This is a genomic window from Rhodococcus sp. 5A-K4, assembly GCF_046097995.1.
In the GTDB taxonomy this organism is placed as follows: domain Bacteria; phylum Actinomycetota; class Actinomycetes; order Mycobacteriales; family Mycobacteriaceae; genus Rhodococcus_F; species Rhodococcus_F erythropolis.
In genome coordinates this window covers 88,711-113,420 of record NZ_JBJURM010000002.1, presented here as the reverse complement: position 1 = coordinate 113,420, position 24,710 = coordinate 88,711, and the positions used below count along the sequence as shown (strand labels likewise).

At 61.8% G+C, this 24,710-nt stretch carries 25 protein-coding genes; 15 read left to right on the top strand and 10 right to left on the bottom strand.

Annotation, left to right across the window (positions count from 1 at the left end; all coding sequences use genetic code 11):
• Nucleotides 1–8: 8 nt before the first annotated feature.
• Entirely contained in the window at nt 9–1,385 is a 1,377-nt protein-coding gene (locus tag ACKAMS_RS02830; protein ID WP_020971108.1) for an MFS transporter, read from the top strand.
• 51 nt (nt 1,386–1,436) lie between these two features.
• Here the strand turns inward: ACKAMS_RS02830 and ACKAMS_RS02825 are convergent, their stop codons facing one another.
• Together ACKAMS_RS02825 and ACKAMS_RS02820 are read right to left on the bottom strand one after the other, a co-directional pair.
• Nucleotides 1,437–2,687 carry a Tat pathway signal protein gene (locus tag ACKAMS_RS02825; RefSeq protein WP_244891445.1) on the bottom strand — a complete coding sequence of 417 codons (1,251 nt, stop codon included), beginning with the start codon at nt 2,685–2,687 and terminating at the stop codon, nt 1,437–1,439.
• Nucleotides 2,688–2,689: 2 nt separating this feature from the next.
• Nucleotides 2,690–4,018, bottom strand: coding sequence for a lipase family protein (locus ACKAMS_RS02820; RefSeq protein ID WP_264613476.1), 1,329 nt, complete (start codon nt 4,016–4,018; stop codon nt 2,690–2,692).
• Between the two features lie 156 nt (nt 4,019–4,174).
• Here ACKAMS_RS02820 and ACKAMS_RS02815 point away from each other — a divergent pair, with 156 nt between their 5' ends.
• The 3 genes from ACKAMS_RS02815 to ACKAMS_RS02805 are packed head-to-tail and all read left to right on the top strand — an operon-like array spanning nt 4,175 to nt 7,623.
• A complete protein-coding gene (locus ACKAMS_RS02815; RefSeq protein ID WP_041816310.1) occupies nt 4,175–4,924 on the top strand; it encodes a succinate dehydrogenase cytochrome b subunit in 750 nt (249 codons plus the stop codon).
• Entirely contained in the window at nt 4,925–6,877 is a 1,953-nt protein-coding gene (locus ACKAMS_RS02810; RefSeq protein ID WP_042953166.1) for a fumarate reductase/succinate dehydrogenase flavoprotein subunit, read from the top strand.
• Complete coding sequence (locus tag ACKAMS_RS02805; RefSeq protein WP_020909463.1) at nt 6,874–7,623, top strand: succinate dehydrogenase/fumarate reductase iron-sulfur subunit; 750 nt, start codon at nt 6,874–6,876, stop codon at nt 7,621–7,623. Before ACKAMS_RS02810 ends, ACKAMS_RS02805 begins: the two co-directional genes overlap by 4 nt.
• A 3-nt stretch (nt 7,624–7,626) precedes the next feature.
• Here ACKAMS_RS02805 and ACKAMS_RS02800 read toward each other — a convergent pair whose 3' ends face one another.
• The gene (locus ACKAMS_RS02800; protein ID WP_047889067.1) at nt 7,627–9,138 is read right to left on the bottom strand and encodes an anion permease; all 1,512 of its coding nucleotides are present in this window, start codon (nt 9,136–9,138) and stop codon (nt 7,627–7,629) included.
• 592 nt (nt 9,139–9,730) lie between these two features.
• On the opposite strand from ACKAMS_RS02800, the gene ACKAMS_RS02795 reads away from it, so the two are divergent.
• The 11 genes from ACKAMS_RS02795 to ACKAMS_RS02745 all read left to right on the top strand — a co-directional run bounded on the left by ACKAMS_RS02795 (nt 9,731) and on the right by ACKAMS_RS02745 (nt 18,653).
• On the top strand, nt 9,731–10,303 hold the full coding sequence (locus tag ACKAMS_RS02795; protein ID WP_408988575.1) for a transglycosylase family protein: 573 nt from the start codon (nt 9,731–9,733) through the stop codon (nt 10,301–10,303).
• Between the two features lie 85 nt (nt 10,304–10,388).
• Nucleotides 10,389–11,123 (top strand): signal peptidase I, encoded by a 735-nt coding sequence (lepB, locus tag ACKAMS_RS02790; RefSeq protein WP_069145421.1) that lies wholly within the window; start codon nt 10,389–10,391, stop codon nt 11,121–11,123.
• A gap of 106 nt (nt 11,124–11,229) precedes the next feature.
• A complete protein-coding gene (locus ACKAMS_RS02785; protein WP_069145420.1) occupies nt 11,230–11,583 on the top strand; it encodes a glyoxalase superfamily protein in 354 nt (117 codons plus the stop codon).
• Between the two features lie 54 nt (nt 11,584–11,637).
• Nucleotides 11,638–12,687, top strand: coding sequence for a saccharopine dehydrogenase family protein (locus tag ACKAMS_RS02780; protein WP_408988574.1), 1,050 nt, complete (start codon nt 11,638–11,640; stop codon nt 12,685–12,687).
• Entirely contained in the window at nt 12,684–13,268 is a 585-nt protein-coding gene (locus ACKAMS_RS02775; protein ID WP_019745748.1) for a TetR/AcrR family transcriptional regulator, read from the top strand. Before ACKAMS_RS02780 ends, ACKAMS_RS02775 begins: the two co-directional genes overlap by 4 nt.
• Before the next feature lie 21 nt (nt 13,269–13,289).
• Entirely contained in the window at nt 13,290–13,916 is a 627-nt protein-coding gene (locus ACKAMS_RS02770) for an SMI1/KNR4 family protein (RefSeq protein WP_020909470.1), read from the top strand.
• Nucleotides 13,913–15,013: a galactose-1-phosphate uridylyltransferase gene (gene galT, locus ACKAMS_RS02765; protein ID WP_317559186.1), complete on the top strand. Its 1,101-nt coding sequence runs from the start codon at nt 13,913–13,915 to the stop codon at nt 15,011–15,013. Before ACKAMS_RS02770 ends, galT begins: the two co-directional genes overlap by 4 nt.
• Nucleotides 15,013–16,143, top strand: a complete 1,131-nt coding sequence (gene galK, locus ACKAMS_RS02760) for a galactokinase (RefSeq protein WP_408988573.1) — start codon at nt 15,013–15,015, stop codon at nt 16,141–16,143. The genes galT and galK overlap by 1 nt, the downstream gene beginning before the upstream one ends.
• Before the next feature lie 119 nt (nt 16,144–16,262).
• A complete protein-coding gene (locus tag ACKAMS_RS02755; RefSeq protein WP_003943059.1) occupies nt 16,263–16,712 on the top strand; it encodes an Rrf2 family transcriptional regulator in 450 nt (149 codons plus the stop codon).
• A 31-nt stretch (nt 16,713–16,743) separates the two neighbouring features.
• Nucleotides 16,744–17,937, top strand: a complete 1,194-nt coding sequence (locus ACKAMS_RS02750; RefSeq protein ID WP_408988572.1) for a globin domain-containing protein — start codon at nt 16,744–16,746, stop codon at nt 17,935–17,937.
• A 92-nt stretch (nt 17,938–18,029) separates the two neighbouring features.
• Nucleotides 18,030–18,653, top strand: a complete 624-nt coding sequence (locus tag ACKAMS_RS02745) for a LysE family translocator (RefSeq protein WP_019745753.1) — start codon at nt 18,030–18,032, stop codon at nt 18,651–18,653.
• Nucleotides 18,654–18,655: 2 nt separating this feature from the next.
• On the opposite strand, the gene paaK is transcribed toward ACKAMS_RS02745, so the two are convergent.
• From paaK to ACKAMS_RS02710, 7 genes are all read right to left on the bottom strand, one after another.
• On the bottom strand, nt 18,656–19,957 hold the full coding sequence (paaK, locus tag ACKAMS_RS02740) for a phenylacetate--CoA ligase PaaK (protein ID WP_408988571.1): 1,302 nt from the start codon (nt 19,955–19,957) through the stop codon (nt 18,656–18,658).
• A gap of 41 nt (nt 19,958–19,998) precedes the next feature.
• Nucleotides 19,999–21,078 (bottom strand): 1,2-phenylacetyl-CoA epoxidase subunit PaaE, encoded by a 1,080-nt coding sequence (gene paaE / locus ACKAMS_RS02735; protein ID WP_092764852.1) that lies wholly within the window; start codon nt 21,076–21,078, stop codon nt 19,999–20,001.
• A 4-nt stretch (nt 21,079–21,082) separates the two neighbouring features.
• A complete protein-coding gene (gene paaD, locus ACKAMS_RS02730) occupies nt 21,083–21,541 on the bottom strand; it encodes a 1,2-phenylacetyl-CoA epoxidase subunit PaaD (protein WP_046380078.1) in 459 nt (152 codons plus the stop codon).
• Between the two features lie 50 nt (nt 21,542–21,591).
• Nucleotides 21,592–22,509 carry a 1,2-phenylacetyl-CoA epoxidase subunit PaaC gene (gene paaC, locus ACKAMS_RS02725; RefSeq protein WP_007730623.1) on the bottom strand — a complete coding sequence of 306 codons (918 nt, stop codon included), beginning with the start codon at nt 22,507–22,509 and terminating at the stop codon, nt 21,592–21,594.
• A gap of 28 nt (nt 22,510–22,537) precedes the next feature.
• The gene (gene paaB / locus ACKAMS_RS02720; RefSeq protein ID WP_020909477.1) at nt 22,538–22,855 is read right to left on the bottom strand and encodes a 1,2-phenylacetyl-CoA epoxidase subunit PaaB; all 318 of its coding nucleotides are present in this window, start codon (nt 22,853–22,855) and stop codon (nt 22,538–22,540) included.
• On the bottom strand, nt 22,852–23,820 hold the full coding sequence (gene paaA, locus ACKAMS_RS02715; protein WP_007730621.1) for a 1,2-phenylacetyl-CoA epoxidase subunit PaaA: 969 nt from the start codon (nt 23,818–23,820) through the stop codon (nt 22,852–22,854). The genes paaB and paaA overlap by 4 nt, the downstream gene beginning before the upstream one ends.
• Nucleotides 23,821–23,912: 92 nt before the next feature.
• Nucleotides 23,913–24,698, bottom strand: a complete 786-nt coding sequence (locus tag ACKAMS_RS02710; RefSeq protein ID WP_041815354.1) for an enoyl-CoA hydratase/isomerase family protein — start codon at nt 24,696–24,698, stop codon at nt 23,913–23,915.
• Nucleotides 24,699–24,710 lie beyond the last annotated feature (12 nt).

The following is a 24,710-nucleotide window of genomic DNA, read 5'->3' as shown; positions in this document are numbered from 1 at the left end:
GAACAATCATGTCAATTCAACGAGACGCTCCGCCGCTGCCGTCCATCGACGGCGCCCCTGTCGGAACACGCGACAAACTTCTGGGCGGCACACTCGTCGCACTGTTTCTCGCAAACATGCTCAACTTCTTCGACCGGGCGATCCCCTCGGTCGTTGCCGAGCCGATCAAGAACGAGTTTTCGCTCAGCGACTTGCAATTGGGATTGATCACCTCTGCATTCACCCTCGTCTACGCAGTCGCAGGGCTGCCTCTGGGCCGGTTGGCCGACACGAAGAACCGTCCCAAGATCATCGGGATCGGACTCCTGGTGTGGAGCGGACTGACGGCAGCAACCGGTGCCGCCGGCAGCTATGTGCTGTTCATCCTCGCGCGTCTAGGCGTCGGTGTGGGCGAAGCGACCTTCACACCTGCAGCCAACTCGATGATCGGTGATATCTACCCGGCAGAACGACGCTCACGCGCACTTGGTGTCTTCATGCTCGGTTTGCCGATTGGCCTCATGCTCGCCTACTTCACCGTCGGCAAGATCGCCGAGGCATTCGACAGCTGGCGTGCACCGTTCTTCCTCGCGGCGATTCCCGGTGTCCTGCTGGCAGTCGTGCTCTACCGCATGGCAGATCCGGTTCGTGGAGGTTCCGAAAGTCCGGAGGCCCGCGCAGCCGCTGTTTCACAGGCACCGATCACCCGTCCGATCCGTCGTCTGCTCGCAATTCCCACGCTTCGTTGGCTCATCCTTGCCGGACTGACGTTCAACTTCGCCGCCTACGCAGTGAATTCGTTTGTCGTCCCGCTTCTGATGCGCCAGTACCACCTGAAACTGACTGCTGCGGCATCGGTCACCGGCATCATCGTCGGAATCACGGGCCTGATCGGATTGCTTCTCGGCGCTCGCTACGCTGACAAGGCAAGCGCACGCTCACCGCGCGCACGGTTGATGATCGGTGTCGGAACCTCGGCATTGGCAGCACCTTTGACGGCACTGGCACTGTTGCAGCACGGCGGGAACGTCGTGATGTTCACGCTCTTGTTCTCGGCCGGGTGGTTGTTGGCCTACGGCTTCTACATCAGCGTCTACCCTGCCATTCACGACGTCGTGGTTCCCAGGCTCCGAGGCACTGCGACGGCGTTGTTCTTCGCTGCCATGTATCTTCTCGGCGGATTCTCGGGACCAGTTGCCGTGGGCGCGATTTCGGACTGGTTCGCCAAGCGCGCGCTTGCCGATGCCGGTACCGGGAAGTTGGCTCAGTACGCCGGCGACGGGTTGAACTCGGCCATGTATCTCGTGCCGATCATGTTGGCGCTCACTGCGGTATTCATCTACCTGGCCACTCGCACTGTCGGCAAGGACGCCGCACGTATGCAAGCGGAGCTGAGCCAGGCCTGACCCAGGAGTTCACGGCGGTGGCGGAGCCCCGAGGCCCCGCCACCGCCGAGTTCAGTTGACCGTGATCGCCAGAGTTGCCAGCATGGACCGCAACATGTCCGGCAAGCGAGCGATCATTCTCTGCTCGGTTATCCGAACGGAGACGGGCGCTGCCAGCGTCGCTCGCCACAGTTCCGGTTGATTGTTCATCAGGTTGTTGTAGACCGGGAGCAGCTGACCGTTGATGTAGGTCCAACGACCGTCCCGGTCCGCCCAGTTGAAGTCCGGAAGCGGTGTTTGCACAACGGCATTGCCCACCGCGAACGAGAGCGGGTTCGACTCACGCGGCGGTACGACGCCAGGCATGGACGGTGATGCGGCGAAGGTGGTCAGGTAGGTCAACGAGCGTCCGACGCTGCCGCGGTAGGCCTTCGCCTCGTCCCACTGATCACCCACCGACTGGTACTGCTCACGGCGCAGTAGACGCACATTGCCGTCGAAGACCGACTCCGGTGTCCCCGAAGCAATGTTGTCCCACGCGATACGGGCGTTCTCGTCGAGCAGCCCTGCCCGATCGAGTTCGGCGATGCCGTCGACACCGTCGTGAACCCACGCCATGTGCATGGGAATCAGATCCGAGAAGATGTGTTTGCTCATCGCAATCACTTTCCCCTGGAACCACATCACGTCCTCGGGGCGGATGTCGTGGCCGACCTGGAGAAGCGCCGCAACGTCCTCGGGTGCTCCCATCGACGTTGCGACCGGCGATCCGATGCGGTCGATCTCTCGCCACACCAGTGCCATCGCTTCGCTGATCGCTTGGACTTCCAGCACAACCCGCCCGTAGTCCAAGTCGAGGAGTCCACCGGCAAAAGCGGGCCCGACCATTCCGCCCATGCCTGCCCACTGCAGTTCTTGATGCTCGAGCTGCAGTCGCTCGTAGAACTGGAAGGTGTTGGTGAGGTTTCCGAGATTCGCGTGCACACCGTCGAAGGGAGTCCACGAAGCGAGATCGATACCTGCCGACTCCGTCCCGACTGCGAGCCAGTACTGCTTGAGCAGTGTCTGATAGCGGTGCGGAGCCACTCCCGATGCTCGGGCGGTATCGACCAAACTCCGCAGCGTCGCGGAATCCGACGGCAGTGAAGGATGCAGACCCCCCGCGGCTTCGGCGTTTGCGTTCACCGCTTCCAGGTCGAGGTACCTGTCGAGTTCACCGGTACCCGCAGACGCCCGGCCACCCAGTACGACCACACCGCCGATGCCTGCCGAAGCGACGAGAACTGTGCGCGCGAAATCCCTGCGTGTCAAAGACTTCCGCATACTCATTTCCCTTCGGCTTCGTCGAACGTCTTCGCCAGCCAGGCGATGTCCTGCATACCCAGCTGATCGGTCACCGTCTTGTACAGGTTGGTCACGTAATCGAGCGGCCCGCACTGCGACGGGAGCAGGTCCACGTCGCCGCCGTCTGCTCGATATGTCTGCGCCAATTGCTCTGCCTCACTGAAGGGAACGAGGAAGTCGTCCTCACAGGAAGAAATCAGAAGCTTCGAAGCCGGCGCCTGCTTTCCCAACGTGTTGTCCGCGTACGCCGCGGCCAGTGCCGGGATCGTTCGGGGCGCCGGGTTGGTGAGCAGGACGTCGAAGGGAACGAACGGGAGTCCGAGGTAGAGCGCCTGGCAGGACGCGCGGAATGCTGCGGCGACGTTGTGACCGATCGGAGTGAGATGATCGTCGAGCCGAACGTCGGGGTAGCCCGCGTCGAATCCGAGAATGCTCGAGAAGACGAAGCCGGAACCGATCCCACCGGCCGCCGTCTCCTCGAAGGTTGCCGGGTCGATCATCATCGCCTGGATGGCGCTGGCCTGTACGTTCAGTTCCGGCGCGTAGTCATGCGCCTGTTCCGCGGCAAAGCCCGCTGCGACACCGCCGCCGGCGACACCGTAGATGCCCACAGGGGTGCCTGATTCGAGACCGGCTTCCGGAAGGGCGAGTGCTGCCCGAACGCCGTCGAGCGTCGCCTTGCCCGAGAACTGTCCGATCGAGAACGGATGTGGAGCAGTGTCGCCGTCGTTGCCGACGTCGCTCATCATCACTGCCCAACCGTGACCGAACATCTGGGCCACCGGGCCGAGAGCCGAGAACATCGCCGGGTCGCTCTGATTGCCGCCGGTCCACTGGTGACTTGGTGCGCAGTTCGCACCCAGGCTGTCGTTCGCTTCGGCATATCCGATGATCTTGCGATCGCCTGGCGCAGTTCCGTCCTCGGGGATCATCAGAATTCCGGTACTGATCACCTGGCGACCGAAGTGATCAGTGGTTGTGTACATGAGTTGGTGAGCCGAGACCACGTCCGGCCGAACCTGGTAGACCTGAACACTGACCTGACGCGCTTTGAGAAGAGTTCCGGGGGCGGTGCCGGGCTCGATTTCGGGCTCGTCGAACCACGGATCGTCGGACGAGAGCCCGAGTGGCGTCAATTCGGTAGAGATATCAGCGCCTTGAAGTGCCTTCACGACCAACGGGTTGAACACGTCGGCCAGGTCGACGGTCTCCTGCGCACCAGCCGGCGACCCCACCGCAAACAAGGCCACTGCCAGGGCCGATGCCGTTCCGGCGCGCCATGACCACCGTCGCCACGTCGAGTCAAACATCGTTCACAGGTTCCTTACTTTCGGGTAATGAGCACCCCTACACTCCCATTCACCTGCATTAACAGACAAGTCGGGCACCGATCCGTTGGCCGAAAACCTCGATCGGGCTTAGGCTGACGGCACCTGTCCGGCAAGTCTGGCGTGGGAGGTTTGTCTGTGAGTGCTCCGACCCGTGTATCGCGAGCTACCGGCGATTCACCTCGCGCTCGACCGCGGCCGTCCAATATCACGTGCAAAATTCTGATGGCCGTGACGGGACTGATCTTCGCCGCTTTCGTGCTCGTCCACATGATCGGAAACCTGAAGGTCTACACCGGGGCCGATCACTTCGACGACTACGCACACTGGCTACGCACAGTGTTCGAACCCTTCCTGCCATACGAGGGACTTCTGTGGATTCTTCGCATCGTCTTGCTCGCGTCATTGGTCGCACACGTCTGGTGCGCCTGGTTGCTCACCGTCCGTGGCCGCCGAGCACGCGGGAAATTTCGACGTAAAGGCTTGGGAATCAAGTCCTTTACCGCGCGCACAATGCCCGTCACCGGAGCAGTGCTGCTGCTGTTCGTCATCTTCCACATACTCGACCTCACGACCGGAACCCGACCCATCGGCAGCGCAGAGTACGAAGCAGCCACGCGCACGCAGAGTTACGCATACGACAACCTGATCGCCAGCTTCGAGCGTCCACTGGTGGCGTCGTTCTACATCGTCGCGATGGCTCTGCTGGCAATGCATCTCGCGCACGGACTCTGGAGTGCGGTCAACGATCTCGGCGTGACCGGCCAACGGCTGCGCCAGATTGCCGTTGCACTCTCCGGAATCTTTGCGCTCGTCGTGATGGTCGGAAACATGTCGATCCCCATCGCGGTGATGACCGGCGTCATCTCGAAGACAGGAGCGTCATAAGTGAACAGCTTCGAACTCGACGATCTGCGCAGCATCGGGACGCCGGTGGACGGTAAGGTCCCTGCCGGCGATCCGGAGACAGCCTGGCCCACTCGCAAACTCGACTACAAGCTCGTCAGCCCGCTCAACCGGCGCAAGTTCACGGTCATCGTCGTCGGTACCGGACTCGCCGGCGCGGCCTGCGCCGCCTCACTTGGTGAACTGGGCTACCACGTCGAATCCTTCACCTTCCACGATGCACCGCGCCGTGCACACAGCGTCGCCGCGCAGGGCGGCATCAACGCCGCTCGTGCTCGAAAGGTGGACAACGACAGTCTCGCCCGCTTCGTGAAGGACACCGTCAAGGGCGGCGATTTCCGCGGCCGCGAGGCCGACTGCTTCCGACTCGCAGAGGAATCCGTACGCGTCATCGATCACATGAATGCCATCGGAGCACCGTTCGCCCGTGAGTACGGCGGCACTCTCGCTACCCGATCCTTCGGCGGCGTACAGGTGTCGCGCACGTACTACACGCGCGGGCAGACAGGCCAGCAGCTGCAGATAGCGTCGTCGCAGGCACTGCAACGTCAGATCGCAGCCGGAACGGTCAACCTCCACACCCGAACCGAGATGCTCGATCTCATCGTTTCGGACGGCCGAGCACAAGGGATAGTCACACGCGATCTCGTGACCGGTGAGATCGGCGCCACCACAGGCCATGCCGTCGTGCTGGCCTCCGGTGGGTACGGCACCGTGTTCCACAAGTCCACACTTGCGAAGAACTCCAACGCCACCGCCGCATGGCGAGCGCACCGACGCGGCGCGCTGATTGCCTCACCCTCGTTCATCCAATTCCATCCGACGGCACTTCCCGTCAACTCCGAGTGGCAGTCGAAAACCATTCTGATGAGCGAATCACTACGCAACGACGGCCGGATCTGGGTACCGGCCAAGCCCGGAGACGATCGCGAACCCGGCGACATTCCCGAAAATGAGCGCGACTACTACCTCGAGCGCAAATATCCGGCGTTCGGGAACCTCTCTCCCCGCGACGTCTCTTCACGGGCCGCCCGCGAGCAAATCGACTCCGGTCACGGCGTCGGCCCTCTGAAAAACAGTGTGTACCTGGATTTCCGCGACGCATTGGCACGGCTCGGCCGCAAGACCATCGAGGAAAGATACGGAAATCTGTTCTCGATGTATCGCGACGCCACCAGCGAAGACCCCTATACGGTGCCGATGCGCATCGCCCCCGGAGCCCACTTCACCATGGGAGGACTGTGGAACGACTACGACCAGATGACCTCCATCCCCGGCTTGTTCGTCGGTGGCGAGGCAGGGTGGGGATACCACGGGGCCAACCGCCTCGGCGCCAATTCGTTGCTCTCGGCCTGCGTCGACGGCTGGTTCACCCTCCCGTACGCGATTCCGAATTATCTTGCGCCGCTGCTCGGATCAGCACCTCTCGAACTTTCCGATCCCGCTGTGACGGCAACGCTCAGTGACGTGAGCGGTCGGGTGGACCTGCTGCTCTCGGTCGGCGGAACACACGGCCCCGACAGGTTTCATCGACAACTGGGCGAGATCCTCTATGCGGGTTGCGGTGTCACCCGAACGGCCGAAGGCTTGACCAAGGCCATCTCCGAAATCCGAGCATTACGAGGCGATTTCTGGTCGAACCTACGAGTCGCCGGCAGCGGAAACCAGTTCAACCAGGAGCTGGAAAGGGCCGGCAGGGTAGCCGATTTCCTCGAACTCGCCGAACTGATGTGCGTCGATGCTCTCGATCGTGACGAGTCCTGTGGAGCGCACTTTCGGGCCGAACATCAAACTCCCGACGGCGAAGCACAGCGAAACGATCAAGACTGGTGCTTCGTCTCCGCGTGGGAAACCGCCAAGGACGGCAGACACATTCGACACGACGAGCCGTTGTCCTTCACCGCTGTTCCACTGCAGACGAGGAACTACGTATGAAAATCACCGTGGACGTGTGGCGCCAATCCGGACCGGACTCGTCCGGTGCTTTCGACACCTACCAAGTAAACGACGCGACAGTGGAGATGTCACTGCTGGAACTTCTCGACCGACTCAACGACCAACTCGTGGAGAGCGGCAACGAACCCATCGCCTTCGATTCCGACTGCCGAGAAGGGATCTGTGGGTCCTGTGGCATCACGGTCGACGACGTTCCCCATGGGCCTGTCGCGAACACTCCCACGTGCCGTCAGCACCTGCGCAGCTTCTCCGACGGCGACCGAATCAAACTGGAACCGTTCCGCTCCGCCGCTTTTCCGGTGGTCCGCGACCTCGTGGTCGATCGTTCGGCTCTCGACCGGGTCCTCGAAGCCGGTGGCTATGTATCGGTCAATGCGGGAACTGCACCGGATGCAGACAGTCAGCCGCTCTCGCATCAAAGTGCCGAAGCTGCACTGGACTTCGCCGCGTGCATCGGCTGCGGCGCTTGCGTGGCAGCCTGCCCCAACGGTGCCGCGCACCTCTTCACCGGGTCCAAACTGACCCACCTGTCCCTCGTCACGCAGGGCCGCAACGAACGTGGCAAGCGGGCCCGAGCGATGTCGCACCAGATGGAGGCCGATTTCGGGCCGTGCTCGACCTACGGTGAATGTGCAGAGGTGTGTCCCGCGGAGATACCGCTGACCGCGATTGCCGCTGTCAACAAGGAATCGATGCGATTCGGATTGCGGCGCAAGGACAACTGATCGTCACCAGGCGCCGATCAGCTTCATCCACGCGCCGCCGATGATCGTCCAGATCAGGATGATCACGACGCTCATCACGAAACCGATTCGGAACCATTCCGAGGTCTTGATGTATCCGGAACCGTAAATCACTCCGGCCGGACCGGACGCGTAGTGCGAGATACCGCCGAACAGGCTGCCGATGAAGCCGAATACCAGGGCTGAGAACAGCGGCGGTGCACCGGTTGCCACCGCCGCGCCGAGAAACACCGCGTACATCGCGACGATCTGCGCGGTGTTCGACGCAAACAGATAGTGCGCGTAGAAGTACACCAAGGTCAGGATCGCAAAAGCCCAGATCCACGGCAAACCGTCGACACTCGAGGAGACCTGGGTTCCGATCCACGAGATCACGCCGAGTTCTTCGAGATGGCTTGCCATACCGACCAGAACGGCAAAGAACACGAGCGTCTGCCACGCCCCGGTGTCGTGGACCAGGTTGTTCCACGTCAGCACCTTGGTCACCAACAGGATGCCGATTCCGACAAATGCTGTTGTAGTGGCATTGACGTTGAGCTGCGAGCCCAGGCACCAGAGCACCAGCAGCAGAACGAAGGTGGCGGCCATGATCTTCTCGTTGCGGCTGATCGGACCTGCCTTGCGCAGTTCCTCCCTGGCTTGCTCGGGCGCTTTCGGAGTCTTCAACATCGTGGGCGGGAAGATCTTCGACATCACCCACGGGATCGCGATGAGACTCGCAATTCCCGGAACCGATGCTGCCAGCGCCCATTTGCCCCACGAGATGTCGATGCCGATCTTGGCAGCCGCATCGACGGCGACGGGGTTACCCGCCATGGCGGTGATGAACATCGCGGAGGTCACGACGTTGACTTGCAGCGACGTGAGCAGCAGATATGCTCCGAGCTTCTTGCGAGAGTCCTCGGGCTCGGGATTGGAGTCCTCCAACTTGCTCAGTGAGACGATGATCGGATAGACGACGCCACCGGCGCGGGCGGTGTTCGACGGTGTCGCCGGAGCAAGTATCAAGTCCGTCAACGCCATTCCGTACGACAATCCGAGGCTCGACTTGCCGAGTTTGGTCACGAACATGAGTGCAACCCGTTTGCCGAGCCCCGTGACCAGAAAGCCCTCGGCGATGAAGAACGACGCGACGATCAGCCAGATCGTGGTGTTACTGAAGCCGGACAACGCTTCTGTCGGCGTCTCCGTCTGGGTGATCATGGCGATCGACAGGCCCACCAGCGCCACCGAACCCGTCGGCAGTGGTTGCAAAATCAACGCCACGATGGTGCCGACGAAGATTCCGAGCATGTGCATGCCCTTGGGGTCCACACCGTCCGGAACCGGCATGAAATAGATGATCAAGCCGAGGATGACGGGCACCGCAGCCGGGTAGTACCGCCTGAGCACCGATTGTTTCGACGGCTCCGTCGGCGGTGTGTTGGCCGGCGGTGTCTTTGCCGGCGGTGTCGTTCCAGCGAGAGACTCGGTGCTTTCGGATTTGGCCTCGGACATGTACATCTCCTCGACTTCTCGCCCCAGGTGATCGCCCCAGATCATTGTCCCCCAAACGTCCGGTTTTCGTGCGGTCAATCGAAGGTCGAGAGAATGCCCTCCTGCGGTATCCGATTCTCTGGATTCCGCAGGAGGGCTCATCCCGGGGCGCAGACAGCGGCCCGGGGCGCGACACATCTCCCTCATAAGGGTGCGCCAATCGATCAACAGGAGGCGCCGGCGTGCCGCAAGCTTGAATCTCGGAGAGACTCTGTTTCGGTGTTGTTTCAGCATGCCAATCGGCGCTCGTCTGCACATGGGTCGAATGGCCTGTTCAACTACCTGTTTCCGCTCAGCACCGAGTACACCGACGTTTTGTATCGGTCCGCAAAACAGGTATGTAACCGGGTAATTGAGCCGTTGTCGGCAAGCGTGTGGGACCGCGAATCTAGTCACGCCTCCGAACTGCAATCTGGAGACGAGGCCTTCGCAGTCTGTCCACCTCGATCACATTTCAGCACTGACGATTTCGTCTACCGCGATATGCAGCAGAACACTCGAGCCGCACGCCTAGCCGAGATCGCATTCCCTCAGACCGATCAAGGAAAATATCATGGGAAACCACCGGAAAAACAAACGTTCACACACCAAACGATTCGTCACGATAGCCGCAGGAGCAGGCGTTCTGACAATCGGCGGTGCAATCGTCAACACCGGCGTAGCCAGTGCGCACGACTGGTCGCAGGTGGCCATGTGCGAGAGTTCCGGCGACTGGAACATCAACACCGGCAACGGCTTCTACGGCGGACTTCAATTCACGCAGTCGACGTGGGATGCATACAAACCGGCAGGTGCACCGGCTCGCGCCGACTTGGCGTCGACAGCCGATCAAGTCGCGGCCGCGGAAGCAACCCTGTCAGCTCAGGGCATCGGCGCGTGGCCGGTATGCGGTGCTTACCTAGGTTGGGGCGGCACTACCCATGATTCGACCTCCCCGACTCCCTCGCCGGTAGCGTCGGCCGCGGCCGAGCCTGGCACAGCGGGAAACACGGTAACAGTCTCCGAGGGCGATACGTTGTTCAACCTTGCCGCTGCGAAAGGTATTCGTTGGCAGGATGTTTGGGTCATGAATGCGTGGATTGCCGATCCCGACCAGATCCGTGTGGGTGATGTGATCCAATTCTGAAGCAAATCGGCCGACAAAGTAGACCCTCGAATCGAGAACGTCGGTATCGGGCCGCCGACTGGTTGCGCCATCTATTGTCGGGAATGTGACGGAATCCGACGCCCACGAAGACTCGACTGAATCGACGACGGCTGATCACCCGAGAAGACGTCCACTGTGGCGTGAGATTCTCATCCTCGTTGTCGTCGCACTTGTCCTGAGTGTTGTCATTCAGAACTTCGTCGGACGCATATTTCTGATCCCGTCGGAGTCCATGGAACCGACGCTTCACGGATGCACCGGCTGCACGGGAGACAAGATTTTCGTCGACAGAATCAGCTATAGATTCGGGGATCCACAGCCTGGGGATGTGGTCGTGTTCAAGGGGCCCGAATCCTGGAACGACGAGTATCAATCCATTCGATCGGACAACTCGGTGGTCCGGGCACTTCAAGGACTCGGATCCATCGTCGGTTTGGTCCCGCCGGACGAGAACGATCTCGTGAAGCGGGTGATCGCGGTCGGTGGGCAAACCGTGCAGTGCCTGTCCGAGGAAGAGGGGCTTCGAGTGAATGACAAGCCACTGACCGAGCCGTACATCGACAATCGCATTCCGGGCAACGGTACCTCTTGTCAAGGAAGGTATTTCGGGCCTGTCACGGTTCCCGACGGGAACCTGTGGGTGATGGGCGACAACCGCGCCCATTCGAAGGATTCACGTTTCCATCTCGATGACGAACGCAGCGGAACGGTGCCGATCGACAACGTCATCGGCAAGGTTCAATTGATCGTCCTTCCCTTCTCGCGGTGGGGCACCGTGGGCTCGTTCGATCCGCAGTGACAGATCGAATCAGCCAGTTAGCCCGCATCTTCGGACGGCACAGTCGACATGACTCCGCTTTCGGACGATCATCGAGCACATCTGTTGCCGAGGGTAGGAGAACCACATGCGTGCACGACGCATCACCGCCAATCTCAAAGTCGCCGATGTCGGAGCCGCCAAGAGTTTCTACTCCGACTATCTCGGCCTGAGCACCGAAGAGTTCAACATGGGGTGGGTCGCTCGCTACACCTCTCCCGACACCGGCGCGAACGTACAACTCGTCACGCACGACGCCACTGCAGCCGAGGACTCGGTCATCTCCGTCCACACGGACGACGTCGACGGCGCCTACGAAGAGGCCCGAAGGCGCGGCTACGAAATCGTGCACCCCATTACGACCGAAGAGTGGGGTGTTCGCCGATTCCTCGTCCGGGCACCCGACGGCAACGTCGTCAACATCGTGCGACACCGGGACTGAGCACTGGAAAGACTCCATTCGACGTTTTAGGTCATTTGACCTAGAGTTGAGTGCATGACCGATTCATTGCAGTATTCAGCCGACGGCCCGATCCTCGTGGCAGGCGGATACGGAACCGTGGGCAGCGCCCTGACCGCCTTGCTCGCCCCCGACTTCCCACTACTCCTCACCGGACGCACCCCCGAGCGCGGCAACGAACTGGCCAGCCGTCACGGCGCTTCCGTTCGCCGCTGGGACCTCCTCGACCCGACGCCCTTCGACGCGTCCGTACGCGCGGTCGTGTCGACGGTCAACGATCCCCACGATCGTGTTCTGTCCGCCGCCGTCGAGGCCGGAGTTCCCTACGTGGACATCACCCGCTGGACAACCCGCGTCGCTCGCGCCGCCACTCTGGCGGGTCAGAAGTCGCCGAGCGCACCGGTGTACCTGTCGTCTGGATGGATGGGCGGAGTCACCAATATCGTCGCCGCAGCGCTGGCCGAGGAACTGGGTGGCGCGAGCACGATCGACGTCTCGATTCGCTACGACGTCAACGACATTGCCGGGCTCGACTCCGTCGACTTCATTGATCGTCTCGGCCAGGATTTCGAGGTGATGCAGCAAGGAAACCCGATCACCGTCAGCCCGTTGACGGATACACGCTGGGTCGACTTCCCCGGATCGCGCACCAAGGTCGGAAGAATCGACACTCCGGAACAATTCACGTTCCCCATGACCCTGGGCGCCGAAACTGCCAGCACTCGAATAGGTTTCAGTTCGCACGCATCCACAACTGCGCTGCTCGCCGCCAAGAAGGTGGGTCTGTTCCGTTGGGGTCGCGGCGACCGCTTCACACCGCTACGACGCGGACTCCTGTACTCGCCTGGCAAGGGCGGGAGCGCGCAAGTACGCATCGACGTCACCGGCCCGAGCGGCACGACAAGCGCAACAATCGTCGACCCGCAGGGCCAAGCTCACCTCACCGCGGTGGGCGGCGCGCTTGCCGTCAGACAAGCCTTGGCCGACGATGCCCAGCCTGGAGTCACTTTTCCCGAGTCGCTTCCGAACCCGCGCCGCACCGTCTCCGAGTTGGAGAGCTTCGGGGTGGCAGTATTGCGGGCATGACCCCCTCCAAGGGCGCCGCCCGCGCGGAAGCACTTCTCGACGCAGCAGAACAGGTCCTCGCCACGCAGGGCAATGCCAACTCGGCGATGCGCGATTTCGCAGCCGCAGCCGGAGTGCGGGTGGGGCACCTGCAGCACTACTACCCCACCCGTGCAGATCTCATCCGCGCAGTCATGTCACGGGCATTGACCCGCTCACTGGATCGTCTTGCCGTCGTCACGGATACGGATCAGAGTCTTTCCCGTGAGGAATCCGAACACTTCATCGGAGTCCTGCTCGGAGAACAGGACGACCAGGCCACGGTGCGTCTGTACGTCGAAGTATGGGCGATTGCCGCAGCGGACCAAGAAGTGGCGGTCGTGGTTCGAGACTTCTACGCGCAGTACATCGCACACGTAGAGCGCGCTGTTGCGTGTGCACAACCGGATCTGGATGCGGCGGACCTGGGCGCGGCAGCGCAGACCATCGTGAGCCTGCTCGAGGGTTCCGCAATTCTCCGATCGGGAATCACCGGCCGAAAGTCCGAGGCTTCGGACCGAAAGCTCGTGGACACACTGCAGTACCTGATTCACGGGTCCTGACTCGGACGTATCGTAAAGCCCATGAGCGTTGCAAACGAATGGAGCCGAATCGAAGCGTGGTGCCGTACACACGCACCGGTGACGGCTGCAGCGTTTCAGCCAGGGCTCGGTGACGCCGTTATCGAGGAATTCGAAGCGTCGACCGGCGTCACGTGGCCCCAGGAACTTCGCGAGCTGTATCGGGTGCACAACGGCAGCCTGACCCACGACGACCGGACCGGGCTCTTTCTCGGCAGCGTGCTTCCCGACAAGTTCTTCTACCCCATCGACGTCGCAACCGAAGTTCGACTCACTCTGCTCGAAACGTGGGACGAGACGATCTACGAGAATCCGGACCTCTACGCCGAGGACGAGATGGATCGACACGATCAACGCGACGCAGGCACTGCCGCAACCATGTTCATCCCCTCGTTCGTTCCCTTTGCCGGACTGGACGAGTACCACTACTTCGTGGACACACGAAACGGCGCACTCCATCATTGTGTGACCGAGTATGCGTCGGACGCCACTGACAACGGCGGTCCGATCTGGGCGTCCATCTCGGTCATGTTGGGCGCCCATGCCGCAGCGTTGGAAACAGGATCCACGATCGGAGTGTGGAAACCCGTTGTCAGCAAGGGTGTTCTGGAATGGGAAGTCGACGCATGACACCCAAGCCGGATCCGACCCGTCGTACCCTCGCCGACGGGCGTCAGATCTTCTACTTCGACGATGCCGGCCGTACCCGCGCCCACTCTGCGCGAGATTCCCGCGAATTGCCGGCTCTCGACCACTCGTCTCGGATGAGGTTCGACGTTCTCACCGGGGAGTGGATCACCATGGCTTCGCATCGCATGACACGGACACATCTCCCCTCCGCCGCCGAATGCCCGTTGTGCCCGACCAACGAAACACGCACGCCCACAGAGATACCCGACGGAGACTACGACGTCACGGTGTTCGAGAATCGGTTTCCGAGCTTTGCCGCGGCACCCGAGGAAGCCATTGACGGTCCCGGAGACGGTGTGGGTGATCGCCCAGCTGTCGGCCACTGCGAAGTGATGTGTTTCTCGAGCGATCACACGGCGTCCGTCGCCGAGCTTCCACTCGAACGCATGCGTACGATTGTGGGCGCATGGATCTCTCGGACCGAGGAGTTGTCGGCGGATCCGGTTGTGGAACAGGTGTTCTGCTTCGAGAACCGCGGCGAAGAGATCGGGGTGACACTCACCCATCCACACGGACAGATCTACGCATACCCGTATGTCACGTCACGCACTCGATCGATGTTGACGCAGGCGGACAAACACTTCGAGCGCACCGGTCGCTCACTGCTCGCCGATGTTCTGGCGTTCGAGCGCGAGGACGGGACCCGGTTGATCTACGACGGCGACCACTGGAGCGCCTACGTCCCGACCGCCGCACGATGGCCCATCGAGATTCACCTGGCACCGCACCGAGACGTCCCGGACCTTCCCTCGTTGAACGACCAAGAGCGCGAAGAGCTTGCGGTCGTTTACCAAGATCTCCTGCGCCGTATCGATCGCTTCTATCCGGGCGTCGATCGGGTACCGTACATCGCGGCCTGGCACCAAGCTCCCGTCCGCATCGACCGACCTCTGGGTCGACTGCATCTTCAGCTGTTCTCGATCTTGCGCGCACCAGGCAAGCTCAAATACCTCGCCGGGTCCGAGTCCGCCATGGGCGCCTGGGTGAACGACACCATTCCCGAGGCAGTCGCGGCCCGCCTACGGGAGTTGAAATAGTGGATACCGTCTCGAAACCATCTATGCTCCAACAGTTTCGCGACGCCTATGGCTATCCGGCAACCGGAGCCTGGGCGGCACCCGGTCGAGTCAACCTGATCGGTGAACACACGGACTACAACGGTGGATTGTGCCTACCGGTCGCTCTCGAGCAGCGAACGCTGGTTGCCGTCGCACTGCGCAGCGACGGGGTCGTCCGCGTGCACAGTCGGCAATCCGACGAGACATACACCGGGCCCATCGGCGACATCGCAGCAGGATGGGCCGCCTACCCCACAGCCGTTCTGTGGTCTCTTGCGCGCCGAGGCCTCCCGCTCGGAGGAATCGATCTGGCAGTCGACTCGTCGGTACCGGTCGGGGCCGGGCTGTCGAGTTCCGCTGCCCTCACCTGTTCGGTTGCGTTGGCCGTCAATGAACTTCACGATTCACCATTCACCCGCGATGAGCTGGTACAGATATGCATCCAGGCGGAGAACGACGGCGTCGGCGCACCGACCGGCGGGATGGATCAAACCATTGCCCTCTTTGCCCGACCCTCGACTGCGCTCCTGTTGGACTGCCTGGACGGATCCACCGAACCCATCCCTTTCGAACTCCACGGTGCGGGGTACGAACTGATCGTCATCGACACTCGGGTCAAACACTCGCTCGCAGACGGACAGTACGGGTTGCGACGCTCTCAATGCGTCGATGCAGCAGCAGCTATCGGCGTCGGCAGCTTGCGAGAGGCTTCTGCAGACCAAGCCGAGACAGTGCGAGACCCGATCCTCCGGGCGCGGGCACGGCACGTCGCGACCGAGATCGAACGGACACGGAAGACCGCAGAACTTCTGCGCCGCAACAGATTCAGCGAGGTCGGCGAGCTGTTCGACAATTCTCACGCGTCGTTGCGCGACGACTTCGAGGTCTCGTGTGAAGAACTCGACGTCGCCGTTGCCGCAGCACGACGCGGCGGCGCGATCGGTGCGCGGATGACCGGCGGCGGATTCGGAGGTTCGGCCATCGCGTTGGTTCCGGAAGGAAGTCATGCGGAGGTCATCGCGTCGGTGAGCCGCGACTTTGCGGCGCGGGGCTGGCGAGCACCCCACTTTCTCGGCGTCGTTGCCGGGGGTTCGGCCGCCCGCCTCTGAGCGAACGGTACGTTCAGCGCACTGGAGGCGCCGAACGTACCGTTCGCCCTGGTTGGGACCCCTCGAGATCCCCCTCACATAAATAGTCATCTCAGATGCGAATTATGTAGGTTCAGATCATGCAACTGACGCAGTTCACCGATCTGGGATTGCGCGTCGTCATGCGGTTGGCCGTACTCGACGCGGATGCCTCCCCCAGTACCCGGGATGTTGCGCAGCAGCTCAACGTGTCGTACTCCCATGCCACCAAGGTGGTTACACGGCTCGGTGAGCTTGGCATCGTCACAACCAGGCGTGGTCGCGGCGGTGGGCTTTCCATCACCGAACTCGGCCGCACCGCCACCATCGGCTGGCTGGCCAGACGCCTCGAAGGCCCGGGTGAAGTCGTCGACTGCGAAGGCGACAAACCGTGCCCACTTCGCGGCGGCTGCCTCCTTCGGAGCGCTTTGCGCGAAGCACAGGAAGCGTTTTTCGTTTCACTCGACGCGGTCACGATCGAAGACGTCATCCGGCAGCCGTCCAAAACTGTCCTGCTACGCCTCACCACCCGGAGCGACGAAGCAGGCTGATCAATCGAATTTCGACCGAACGGAGCAGCTCATGCTTTCCCCACAGTCAACCGAGGTCATTCGCGCCACCCTTCCCGTGGTCGGCGCCGCCATCGGCGATATCACAACCCTGTTCTACCGCAAGATGTTCGACGCACATCCTGAACTCGAACGTGATTTGTTCAATCGCGGCAATCAGAAACAGGGCGAACAGCAGAAGGCTCTCGCCGGCGCCATCGCGGCATTCGCGACGCTTCAGCTCGAGCCGGACAGCGCCAAGGTCGATCTCATACTCTCACGCATCGCGCACAAGCATGCGTCGCTGGGAATCACGCCCGACCAGTACGCAATCGTGCACGAACACCTCTTTGCCGCGATCGTCGAAATACTAGGCGATGCAGTCACTCCCGACGTCGCAGCAGCCTGGGACGAAGTCTACTGGCTGATGGCGGAAACCCTCATCACGATGGAGCGTGGCCTCTACCAACTCGCCGGCGTCGACGCCGGTGACGTCTGGCGCACGGTCAGGATCAGCGAACGAGTTCTTCAGTCCGCCGATACCGTCTCCCTGACGCTCACTTCGCTAGACGGCAGTGCACTCCCCACCTTCGCACCCGGACAGTATCTTTCGGTCGGGGTTACGCTGCCCGACGGCGCTCGCCAGATCCGCCAATACAGCCTGTGTTCGATACCGAGCAGCGCAGACTGGCGGATCAGCGTCAAGCGAATCTCCGGTACTCCTGATGGCGAAGTGTCGAACTTCCTCTACAACAACGTATTCGAAGGTCAGGAACTCTCCGTCACCACGCCTTTCGGTGATCTCACCATGCCGGATGACAACTCACCTCTCCTACTCGCGTCGGCCGGAATCGGTTGCACACCGATGATCGGGATGCTCAATCATCTCGTGGACACCGGCGCTGAGCGTTCGGTCTCTGTCATTCATGCTGATCGATCCATCGCGGACCATGCTCACCGCGCGGAACTCAGCACACTCGTCGACAAGATTCCCGCCGCAACTTTGCATCGTTGGTACGAGGATCTCGGCACGCACGTGGCGTTCGGATCTGTTCACGAAGGACGGGCGGATTTGCAAGACATTGCAGTGGAGCCCGATACCCAAGCCTTCCTCTGCGGGCCGATGCCGTTCATGTTGGCGATGCGCGCATCGTTGCTCGAATGGGACGTCCCGGCGCAGAATATCCACTACGAGGTATTCGGGCCCGACAGCTGGGCCAACACCTGAGCGGACCACTGCCTGCGAACTGGACCTTGGCGCGCCACGGTAATCCCTTGTGTACTCGACGGAACATACGTACCGAGTAGTGGGAGACCGACATGATCACGTCAGCGTCGATGACGGGAGTCGCGCTGATAGCCCTGGCGATGGTTCTGACACCGGGCCCCAACATGATCTACCTGGTGTCACGCAGCATCAGCCAGGGCCGCCGGGCAGGCTTGATCTCGCTCGGCGGAGTCGCAACCGGTTTCCTGGTCTACCTCGCCGCCACGTGCGCTGGACTGACAGCGGTTCTCTTCGCCGTACCCACGGTGTTCACCGCGGTGAAAATCGGCGGCGCCCTGTATCTGGCCTATCTCGCCTGGTCGACGCTCCGACCAGGTGGAAAGTCCGCCTTCGAGGTGGGCGAAGTCGACCGCCACGGTAGCGGCCGTCTGTTCGGGATGGGGTTGACCACCAATCTGCTCAATCCCAAGATTGCGCTGATGTACGCGGCCCTGATCCCCCAGTTCGTCGATCCCACTGCGGGCCCGGTCTGGCAACAGGCACTCGTACTCGGCGGCGTGCAGATCCTGGTCGCAGTCACCGTCAACGCGTTGATCGTGTGCTGTGCGGCGGCCGTGTCGACCTTCCTCGTGGCACGTCCGGTGTGGATGCGGGCTCAGAAGTGGCTAGCTGGTGGCATTCTCGGAATCTTCGCCACCCGCATGGCCCTGGAGTAATTTCAGTCCTTCGGGCGTTGGTCGATCAGCCGACGCGCTTTACCGATCGAGCGTTCGAGTCCGCCGGGTTCGAGAACGTTTACCTCGACCGTGACACCGATCTTGTTCTTCACCAGCTTCTGCAATGCAGACGACGCTGCCGCATGGTCCGAAATTGCCGCGTCTGGGCGAGCCTCGACGCGAACTGTCAGGGTGTCCATACGACCCGGACGCTCCAGCACACACTGGAATTGAGGCGCGAGGGCGGGGACCGCCAGGATCAGTTCTTCGATCTGTGTGGGGAACAGATTGACCCCACGCAGGATGATCATGTCGTCGGTCCGGCCGGTGACCTTCTGCATCCGTCGCATCGAGCGCGCCGTCCCGGGCAACAGACGGGTCAGGTCCCTGGTTCGGTAGCGAATGATAGGCAGCGCTTCCTTGGTGAGCGAGGTGAAAACGAGCTCACCTTCCTCTCCGTCCGGCAGCACCTCACCCGTGACCGGGTCGATGATCTCCGGGTAGAAGTGGTCTTCCCAGATATGGAGCCCGTCTTTGGTTTCCACACATTCCATTGCCACGCCCGGGCCCATGATCTCGGAGAGTCCGTAGATGTCGACGGCGTGCATGTCGAGTTGTTGTTCGAGCTCGGTACGCATCTGTTCGGTCCACGGCTCCGCTCCGAAAACTCCAACCCGCAGCGAGGTTTTCGAAGGATCAATACCCTTCTTGATCATCGCATCCACGATGGTCAACATGTACGACGGCGTCACCATGATCGCGTCGGGTTCGAAGTCCTCGATCAGTTGGATCTGCCGCTCGGTCATGCCACCGGACATGGGAATGACCGTGCAGCCCAAACGCTCCGCACCGTAGTGTGCTCCCAACCCGCCGGTGAACAGACCGTACCCGTAAGCCACGTGCACCTTGTCCGAAGACCGCACGCCGCCGGCCGAGAGACTGCGCGCGATGAGATCGGCCCAGTTGTTCAGGTCGTTGCTCGTGTACCCCACCACCGTCGGGCGACCGGTGGTCCCCGAAGACGCGTGAATTCGCGAGACCTTGTCCTGGGGCACCGCAAACATCTTGAACGGATAGTTCTCACGCAGATCCGCTTTGGTGGTGAAGGGGAACTTCGCGAGATCGCTCAGATCCTTCAAGTCGCTCGGGTGGACGCCGGCGTCGTCGAAAGCTTTGCGGTAGTGCGGAACATTGGTGTACGCGTGCATCAGTGACCATTGCATCCGCTCGAGTTGGAGCGTCGAAATGCGGTCCCGGCTGGCAAATTCGATTTCTTGCGAAGTAGCAGTGGCGAGTTCGGTCATGATTGTCTCCGGTGGGCTCAGTGAGGGCGCTGTGCGGGCGGTCAGGCGTCGAAATCGACTGTTATCTGTTCACCGACAGGAAAGGTCTGGCAGGTGAGCACGAAACCCGCGTCGACTTCGTAGTCTTCGAGTGCGTAGTTCCTGCGCATCTCGACATCACCGCAGGTGACCTTGGCGCGGCAGGTTCCGCACACTCCGCCCTTGCAGGCAAAGGGCAGATCCGAGCGGTACTGTTCAGCCGCATCGAGAATCGACTGGTCGCGTGGCAACGTCGCGGTGGTCGATCGACCGTCGAGAGTAATAGTCACCTCGCTGCTCGGTCCGACAATTCCGCGCTCACGATGCACTGCGACCGGCGGAGCGACGTCGTCGACGTAGAACAGCTCGTGATGGATGCGATCCTTGGCAATTCCCAAGCCGGCCAGCACTTCCTGGGCGTCGTTGACCATCCCGAAGGGGCCACACAACCAGAAGCCGTCGACTTGGTCGCACGGCACGAGAGAGGTGAAGATCTCACGCAACCGGTCGGCGTCGAGACGGCCCGAGAACAACTCGACCTCCCGCGGCTCGCGAGAGAGAACGTGAATGACGTCCAGGCGTGCACCGTACCGGTCCTTCAGGTCGGCGATTTCTTCGGCGAACATCACCGAACGAGTACGCCTGTTCCCGTACAGCAGGGTGACATCGGCCTCGGGGTTCGCCAAAAGTGTTGCAGCGATGGACAGCATGGGCGTGATGCCGGAGCCCGCCGCGATCAGAACGTGCCGTCCACCCAGTGCCGGATCGGCGACAAAACTGCCCGAGGGGCCCTGGACGTCGATTTGATCCCCGGCCTTGACGTCGCGCACCAACCAGGTGGAGAAGAGTCCGTCTGCTACTTCGCGGACCCCCACACGTGGAGACGCCCCTACCGGTGCACAGATCGAGTAGGAACGACGGTGTTCGACGCCGTCGATCATCCGCCGCAGTGTCAGTGACTGCCCGGCGCCGAAATCGAATTGATCGGCGATATCGGCAGGCACGTCGAAGGTGACGGCAACTGCGTCGTCGCACAGTGATTCGACACCGGCGACCGTCAACGGGTGAAAGGGTTTGTTCCGGTTCGTCGTTGCGGTACTCATCTGTTCAGATCTCCTTCACGTGATCGAACGGCTCGAGGCAGTCGAGGCAGCGATACAGCGCTTTGCACAGGGTCGCACCGAATTCCGAACTCAGTCTGGTGTTTGCCGAACCGCACTGGGGGCAGAGGATGTCGCGGGGCTTGGCCGTCAACGTCAATGCGATCGGCCCCGAGGTGCGGCGCGGCGCTGCCCCCGGCACCGAGTACCCAGCCGTCCGAAGTTTCGCGAGCCCCTCTTCGCTGATCCAATCCGAACTCCAAGGCGGCGACAGTTGAGTCTTGATCCGGACGCTGCCGTATCCCGCATCGTTCAGCTTGTGCTCGATGTCGTCTCGCATCGTCGCCATCGCGGGACACCCAGAATAGGTGGGAGTGATTGTCACACAGACGAAGTTCGCTTCGACGTCGACCGATCGGATGACGCCGAGGTCGGCCAGAGTAAGCAGTGGCATCTCCGGATCCATCACCGAGGCGACGATCTCCTGCGCGGAAGAGACGGTGGTGGCAGCCACGGTCACCACACCCCTTCCGGGTGCTCCCGAGCGACGCTCTGCATTTCGGCAAGAAGTAGTCCCAGCGCCCCGGTGTGCAGTCCGGCACGTCCACCGCGGCCGCCGACGAAACCGGAGAAACGTGAAGGGGGCTCTTCCATTTCGGCCGCATGGAGGACCTGGGCAAGAACAGCGTCGAACTCCGGCCGAACAGTACGCGGATCCACTCCGACGCCAACTTCTGCCAAAACGAGTTCGTCCTGGGTGGGAACAAAGAGTTCGTCCACGAACGGGAAGATCTCGAGCAGGGCGTCGGCCGTCCGACGCTTGGATTCTGCCGTGCCGGCGCCCAAGGTGACGACCCATCTTGCCGCGTAGTCGCGGTGATAGGTCAGTTCCTTGACACCTTTGTTCGCCACAGCTGCGAGAACCGGATCGCGCGACATGCGCAGCCGATCGAACAGCGCCAGCCGCCAGGTCGAGAACACGAGTAGCCGGACGACCGTGTGCGCGAAGTCGCCGTTGGCGAGTTCCACCAGTCTCACGTTGCGGAAACCGAACTGATCACGAAAGAAGGCGAGCGCATCTTCGGCCGGCACCGGTGACGTATCGGAGATGAACGGAACCACAGTGGAATCGGCTGCTGCCGCGCGAGCCAGCAGCAGCCTGGCCTGCCCGATCAAGTCCAGGCCGACGTTGGCGAGAGCTACCTCTTCTTCGAGTTCCGGTGCTCGCGTGGACCATTCGGCGAGTCGCTGCGAACTGACGAGCGCGTCGTCGCCAAGCATGAGGCAGTAGCGCGCCAGCGCACCGAGATCGACATCGCCTGGCACCGTGGTGTCGACTCCGGCGAGGGGGTCGTCGAAGCTTGTTCCGAACGCCCACTGACCGTGGCCGTCACCGTCGACCAGGCCGTCGTAGGCACTGTCGTGATCGTTCATCTGTTGGTCCTCGAAGTCGAAGTGATTCTCACATGTGCGGAACGGAGTCCGGAATGTCGTAGAAAGTCGGGTGCCGGTAGACCTTGTCGCCGCTCGGCGCGAAGAACGGATCCTTTTCTGCCGGACTCGAAGCCACGATTTTCGCGGATGGCACGACCCAGATACTCACGCCTTCGTTACGTCTGGTGTAGACGTCGCGCGCGTGGCGTAGCGCCATCTGGTCGTCTGCCGCGCGCAGGGATCCGACATGCACGTGGTTCAGTCCGCGCTTTCCCCTCAGAAATACCTCGTACAAAGGCCATTCGCCCCGCACCTGATCGCCCTGTACCTGATCGTTCTCGCTCATGATGTTTCCCCAGTCGTGCGATCGTGCGCGAGTCTCTCGCGCTGTGCAAAGGCGTAGGCGGCGTCGCGAACCCAGGCCCCGTTGTCGTGTGCGGCTTTCCGATTGGTGATCCGCTCGACGCTCGCCGCTCCGTTGCCGCGGACCACATCCATGAATTCGCTCCAGTCCGGCTCTCCGAAATCGTGTGCGCCACGCTCAGGGTTCCAGCGCAGGTCGGGATCAGGGAAGGTCACACCGAGTATCTCGGCCTGCGGTATTGACATGTCCACGAATCGCTGCCGCAGTTCGTCGTTCGTGTGCCGCTTGATGCGCCACTTCATCGACTGCTCGGTGTTCGGCGATTCGTCGTCCGGCGGTCCGAACATCATCAGAGCGGGCCACCACCATCGGTCGACGGCTTCCTGCACCATCGCACGTTGAGCTTCCGTGCCGCGCATCATCGTCGCCAACAACTCGAAGCCTTGCCGCTGATGGAACGATTCCTCCTTGCACACACGGATCATCGCGCGCGCATACGGACCGAAGGAGCTGCGGCACAGCGGAACCTGATTGCAGATAGCGGCTCCGTCGACCAGCCAGCCGATCACACCCACGTCGGCGTAGGTAAGCGTCGGATAGTTGAAGATCGAGGAGTACTTCTGCTTTCCCTCGATCAGTTTGGTGGTCAGATCGCCACGATCGGCACCGAGCGTCTCGGCCGCGGAGTAGAGATACAGACCGTGCCCGGCCTCGTCCTGGACCTTCGCCATCAAGATCGCCTTGCGTCGCAACGAAGGCGCACGGGTGAGCCAGTTTCCCTCGGGCTGCATTCCGATGATCTCGGAGTGCGCATGCTGGGCAACCTGACGAATCAGAGTCTTGCGGTAGCCGTCCGGCATCCAGTCGCGAGGCTCGATGCGCTGGTCTGCCGCGATCGTCTCGTCGAACAGGTTCTGCAGGTCTTGTGGAGCTTCCACGTTGGTCATCGTACCTACCTTTTATTACCGAATGATCGGTTGGTAACTAGTATGCACCGAGGTGTCCCAGCGCACAAGAGAATCTTTCGACGCACCAGAAATCAGCGGCCCTCGAAAACCGGCTTCTGCTTCGACAGGAAAGCCGTGACTGCGCCTTGATGATCTGCCGTCGAACCCAGCTCCACCTGTGCGTTCGCCTCGGCCTCCAGCGCCTGGGAAAGCCCAGGAGCAACGGCACGGATCAGCGATTTCACGTGGGCGAAGGCCGCGGTGGGTCCGTCGGCAAGCCGACGCGCGAGTACCCGAGCCTCAGCTGCGACGTCCTCGTCGGCCACCACGCGATGAACCAAGCCCCACTCCAGTGCGCTCTGCGCGTCGAACTTGTCGCCGAGCAACATCAGGCCACTGGCACGGCTAGGTCCGAGCGCGTGCACGAGCGCATGACTGAGCCCGGAGTCACTGGCCAGACCGATGCCGGTGAATGCCGTCGCAAAGCTCGCGCGGGCCCCCACGACCCGGATGTCTCCGGCCAACGCGATTCCCAACCCGGCCCCGACGCAGGCCCCGCCGATACCCACCACTACGGGGACAGAGAGCGTCGACAGCGCCGTGACGATGGGGTTGTAGTGCGCGGCGACGGTATCCATCGCGTGCGCCGGATCAGCATCCAACGCTGCCGCGTGCTCGCCCAGATCCTGACCGACGCAGAAGTTCTTGCCTTCGGCGAGAATCAACACCGCTCGAACGCCTGCGTCCGCGTGGACCTGCAGCAACGCTTCGAGCAGCTGAGACTTCATTTCGCCGTTGACGGCATTGGCTGCCTCAGGCCGGTCGAGAGTGATTGTCGCCAAACCTCGCTCGATCTCCAAGCGGATCACGTCAGTCATCGATGTTCCTTT